Source organism: Thiospirillum jenense, assembly GCF_014145225.1.
Classification (GTDB): Bacteria; Pseudomonadota; Gammaproteobacteria; order Chromatiales; family Chromatiaceae; genus Thiospirillum; species Thiospirillum jenense.
Map to the genome: position 1 here is coordinate 1 of NZ_JABVCQ010000117.1, position 459 is coordinate 459.

A 459-nucleotide genomic window follows, 5' to 3' on the forward strand; every position below is an offset into this window, starting at 1 on the left:
GTTTGACCATAGACTTTTAAGCGTTCAAAGATGCTTAATCCGCTGTTATGCGCTAAAAAGACGGTTGCTGAATCACCGACATAGCCCGGCCCACCCGGATCATCAATACTGCCATTCACTGCGCCGTCATTATCAAATGGCCCGCCGTCTTGAATAGTGAAATTCAATAGCGTGCCGTGCTCATCAATCACAATTGAACCGCCGTATTCGGCACTGGCTAAATTGGCCCAGCCGCCGCCGCTGGTCTGTTTCCAATAACCGTTTATTTCAATCTCTGGTGGCACGAATAACTCGAAATCTTGATTATCAACCTCGGGCGGTAATTCAGCAGTGAAGCGAATAAACCCGAGTGGTAAATCCGGGGCGAGTGGATCATCCGCTAAATCCTCGGGCGCGTCTTCTTGCGTGACATTGGTTAAATGAACGCCGCCACTATTCTCACCGCCGGCCGCTAAGGTG

Annotated in this window: 1 protein-coding gene; it reads right to left on the reverse strand. The window is 50.3% G+C overall.

Annotated elements, in window-relative coordinates:
* Positions 1 to 459: choice-of-anchor U domain-containing protein (locus HUK38_RS14785; protein ID WP_202985594.1), on the reverse strand; the 459-nt coding region annotated here is incomplete at both ends.